Here is a 5,134-nt window from a genome sequence, read left to right as displayed (position 1 = left end):
TTGATACCCCGGCCCACTTCGGTGGGTTGGTGGTTCCTTTGAAGTCCTACCGGCCCATGCGGCGGGTAGGCAAACACAGCGAGGACGCTGAGGACAGCGGGCCATATTCCGGCCCGATCTGTTCCGCTCAACGTGGTGTTCACTCCCGATTACGGGAAAACATTCATGGAGAGTTTGATCCTGGCTCAGGACGAACGCTGGCGGCGTGCTTAACACATGCAAGTCGAACGATGAAGCCCTTCGGGGTGGATTAGTGGCGAACGGGTGAGTAACACGTGGGCAATCTGCCCTTCACTCTGGGACAAGCCCTGGAAACGGGGTCTAATACCGGATAACACTCCTGCCTGCATGGGCGGGGGTTAAAAGCTCCGGCGGTGAAGGATGAGCCCGCGGCCTATCAGCTTGTTGGTGGGGTAATGGCCTACCAAGGCGACGACGGGTAGCCGGCCTGAGAGGGCGACCGGCCACACTGGGACTGAGACACGGCCCAGACTCCTACGGGAGGCAGCAGTGGGGAATATTGCACAATGGGCGAAAGCCTGATGCAGCGACGCCGCGTGAGGGATGACGGCCTTCGGGTTGTAAACCTCTTTCAGCAGGGAAGAAGCGAAAGTGACGGTACCTGCAGAAGAAGCGCCGGCTAACTACGTGCCAGCAGCCGCGGTAATACGTAGGGCGCAAGCGTTGTCCGGAATTATTGGGCGTAAAGAGCTCGTAGGCGGCTTGTCGCGTCGGATGTGAAAGCCCGGGGCTTAACCCCGGGTCTGCATTCGATACGGGCAGGCTAGAGTGTGGTAGGGGAGATCGGAATTCCTGGTGTAGCGGTGAAATGCGCAGATATCAGGAGGAACACCGGTGGCGAAGGCGGATCTCTGGGCCATTACTGACGCTGAGGAGCGAAAGCGTGGGGAGCGAACAGGATTAGATACCCTGGTAGTCCACGCCGTAAACGTTGGGAACTAGGTGTTGGCGACATTCCACGTCGTCGGTGCCGCAGCTAACGCATTAAGTTCCCCGCCTGGGGAGTACGGCCGCAAGGCTAAAACTCAAAGGAATTGACGGGGGCCCGCACAAGCAGCGGAGCATGTGGCTTAATTCGACGCAACGCGAAGAACCTTACCAAGGCTTGACATATACCGGAAACACCTAGAGATAGGTGCCCCCTTGTGGTCGGTATACAGGTGGTGCATGGCTGTCGTCAGCTCGTGTCGTGAGATGTTGGGTTAAGTCCCGCAACGAGCGCAACCCTTGTCCTGTGTTGCCAGCATGCCCTTCGGGGTGATGGGGACTCACAGGAGACCGCCGGGGTCAACTCGGAGGAAGGTGGGGACGACGTCAAGTCATCATGCCCCTTATGTCTTGGGCTGCACACGTGCTACAATGGCCGGTACAATGAGCTGCGATGCCGCGAGGCGGAGCGAATCTCAAAAAGCCGGTCTCAGTTCGGATTGGGGTCTGCAACTCGACCCCATGAAGTCGGAGTTGCTAGTAATCGCAGATCAGCATTGCTGCGGTGAATACGTTCCCGGGCCTTGTACACACCGCCCGTCACGTCACGAAAGTCGGTAACACCCGAAGCCGGTGGCCCAACCCCTTGTGGGAGGGAGCTGTCGAAGGTGGGACTGGCGATTGGGACGAAGTCGTAACAAGGTAGCCGTACCGGAAGGTGCGGCTGGATCACCTCCTTTCTAAGGAGCATCTAGATCTCGCAAGAGATCCAGAGCCACTACGTCGGCAAATGTTCGACGGTGGTCAGCTCATGGGTGGAACGTTGACTACTCGGCACGATCGGCAAGGTTCACTAGTACTGCTTCGGCGTGGAACGTGATATCGGGTTGGTCGGGTCGGGCACGCTGTTGGGTATCTGAGGGTACGGACCTGTTGGTCTTTATCTTCGCGATGCCGGCCCCAGTGCACTCGCTCCTCGGAGCGGGGTGATGGGTGGCTGGTCGTTGCTTGAGAACTGCACAGTGGACGCGAGCATCTGTGGCCAAGTTTTTAAGGGCGCACGGTGGATGCCTTGGCACCAGGAACCGATGAAGGACGTGGGAGGCCACGATAGTCCCCGGGGAGCCGTCAACCAGGCTTTGATCCGGGGGTTTCCGAATGGGGAAACCCGGCAGTCGTCATGGGCTGTCACCCATACCTGAACACATAGGGTATGTGGAGGGAACGCGGGGAAGTGAAACATCTCAGTACCCGCAGGAAGAGAAAACAACCGTGATTCCGGGAGTAGTGGCGAGCGAAACCGGATGAGGCCAAACCGTATGCGTGTGATACCCGGCAGGGGTTGCGCATGCGGGGTTGTGGGATTGCACTTCAACAGTCTGCCGGCTGTTGGGCAAGTCAGAAACCGTTGGTGTAGGCGAAGGACATGCGAAAGGTCCGGCGTAGAGGGTAAGACCCCCGTAGCTGAAACATCAACGGCTTGCTTGTGCAACACCCAAGTAGCACGGGGCCCGAGAAATCCCGTGTGAATCTGGCGGGACCACCCGCTAAGCCTAAATATTCCCTGGTGACCGATAGCGGATAGTACCGTGAGGGAATGGTGAAAAGTACCGCGGGAGCGGAGTGAAATAGTACCTGAAACCGTGTGCCTACAAGCCGTGGGAGCGTCGCTGTATGTGCTTGCACATGCAGTCGTGACTGCGTGCCTTTTGAAGAATGAGCCTGCGAGTTAGCGGTGTGTAGCGAGGTTAACCCGTGTGGGGAAGCCGTAGCGAAAGCGAGTCCGAATAGGGCGATTGAGTTGCACGCTCTAGACCCGAAGCGGAGTGATCTAGCCATGGGCAGGTTGAAGCGGAGGTAAGACTTCGTGGAGGACCGAACCCACCAGGGTTGAAAACCTGGGGGATGACCTGTGGTTAGGGGTGAAAGGCCAATCAAACTCCGTGATAGCTGGTTCTCCCCGAAATGCATTTAGGTGCAGCGTCGTGTGTTTCTTGCCGGAGGTAGAGCACTGGATAGGCGATGGGCCCTACCGGGTTACTGACCTTAGCCAAACTCCGAATGCCGGTAAGTGAGAGCGCGGCAGTGAGACTGTGGGGGATAAGCTCCATGGTCGAGAGGGAAACAGCCCAGAGCATCGACTAAGGCCCCTAAGCGTACGCTAAGTGGGAAAGGATGTGGAGTCGCAGAGACAACCAGGAGGTTGGCTTAGAAGCAGCCACCCTTGAAAGAGTGCGTAATAGCTCACTGGTCAAGTGATTCCGCGCCGACAATGTAGCGGGGCTCAAGCGTACCGCCGAAGTCGTGTCATTCCAGCAATAGGGCCAACGCCTGCTGGGATGGGTAGGGGAGCGTCGTGTGCCGGGTGAAGCAGCCGCGGAAGCGAGTTGTGGACGGTTCACGAGTGAGAATGCAGGCATGAGTAGCGATACACACGTGAGAAACGTGTGCGCCGATTGACTAAGGGTTCCTGGGTCAAGCTGATCTGCCCAGGGTAAGTCGGGACCTAAGGCGAGGCCGACAGGCGTAGTCGATGGACAACCGGTTGATATTCCGGTACCCGCTTTGAAACGCCCAGTATCGAATCCATTGATGCTAAGGCCGTGAAGCCGTCCTGGAGCCTTCGGGCAAAGGGAAGTGGTGGAGCCGCCGGTCCAAGGTGGTAGTAGGTAAGCGATGGGGTGACGCAGGAAGGTAGTCCAGCCCGGGCGGTGGTAGTCCCGGGGTAAGGGTGTAGGCCGTGTGATAGGCAAATCCGTCACACATTAAGGCTGAGACCTGATGCCGAGCCGATTGTGGTGAAGTGGATGATCCTATGCTGTCGAGAAAAGCCTCTAGCGAGTTTCATGGCGGCCCGTACCCTAAACCGACTCAGGTGGTCAGGTAGAGAATACCGAGGCGTTCGGGTGAACTATGGTTAAGGAACTCGGCAAAATGCCCCCGTAACTTCGGGAGAAGGGGGGCCATCACTGGTGATCCGTTTTACACGGTGAGCTGGGGGTGGCCGCAGAGACCAGCGAGAAGCGACTGTTTACTAAAAACACAGGTCCGTGCGAAGCCGTAAGGCGATGTATACGGACTGACGCCTGCCCGGTGCTGGAACGTTAAGGGGACCGGTTAGTGCGCTTTCGGGCGTGCGAAGCTGAGAACTTAAGCGCCAGTAAACGGCGGTGGTAACTATAACCATCCTAAGGTAGCGAAATTCCTTGTCGGGTAAGTTCCGACCTGCACGAATGGCGTAACGACTTCTCGACTGTCTCAACCATAGGCCCGGTGAAATTGCACTACGAGTAAAGATGCTCGTTTCGCGCAGAAGGACGGAAAGACCCCGGGACCTTTACTACAGTTTGATATTGGTGTTCGGTTCGGCTTGTGTAGGATAGGTGGGAGACTGTGAAGCATGCACGCCAGTGTGTGTGGAGTCAATCTTGAAATACCACTCTGGTCGTGCTGGATGTCTAACCTCGGTCCGTGATCCGGATCAGGGACAGTGTCTGATGGGTAGTTTAACTGGGGCGGTTGCCTCCTAAAGAGTAACGGAGGCGCCCAAAGGTTCCCTCAGCCTGGTTGGCAATCAGGTGTTGAGTGTAAGTGCACAAGGGAGCTTGACTGTGAGACCGACGGGTCGAGCAGGGACGAAAGTCGGGACTAGTGATCCGGCAGTGGCTTGTGGAAGCGCTGTCGCTCAACGGATAAAAGGTACCCCGGGGATAACAGGCTGATCTTCCCCAAGAGTCCATATCGACGGGATGGTTTGGCACCTCGATGTCGGCTCGTCGCATCCTGGGGCTGGAGTCGGTCCCAAGGGTTGGGCTGTTCGCCCATTAAAGCGGTACGCGAGCTGGGTTTAGAACGTCGTGAGACAGTTCGGTCCCTATCCTCTGCGCGCGTAGGAATATTGAGAAGGGCTGTCCCTAGTACGAGAGGACCGGGACGGACGAACCTCTGGTGTGCCAGTTGTCCTGCCAAGGGCATGGCTGGTTGGCTACGTTCGGAAAGGATAACCGCTGAAAGCATCTAAGCGGGAAGCCTGCTTCGAGATGAGTGTTCCCACCCCCTTTGAGGGGTTAAGGCTCCCAGTAGACGACTGGGTTGATAGGCCAGATGTGGAAGCCCGGTAACGGGTGGAGCTGACTGGTACTAATAGGCCGAGGGCTTGTCCTCAGTTGCTCGCGTCCACTGTGTT

The 5,134-nt window shown here is 57.4% G+C and carries 2 rRNA genes; both read left to right on the top strand.

The features are described 5' to 3' along the window. Window positions 1-162: 162 nt before the first annotated feature. Window positions 163-1,688 (top strand): 16S ribosomal RNA (locus tag J7I98_RS36030). Between the two features lie 300 nt (window positions 1,689-1,988). Further along, window positions 1,989-5,112: ribosomal RNA gene (locus J7I98_RS36025) — 23S ribosomal RNA — on the top strand. The 16S and 23S rRNA genes sit together here, the layout of an rRNA operon. The last annotated feature ends 22 nt before the right edge of the window (window positions 5,113-5,134 follow it).

Origin of the sequence: Streptomyces sp. ISL-98 (genome assembly GCF_018614055.1) — a bacterium.
Taxonomy (GTDB): domain Bacteria; phylum Actinomycetota; class Actinomycetes; order Streptomycetales; family Streptomycetaceae; genus Streptomyces; species Streptomyces spiramyceticus.
Note: the sequence above shows the minus strand (reverse complement) of the source record. Positions and strands in the feature narration are given on the sequence as shown.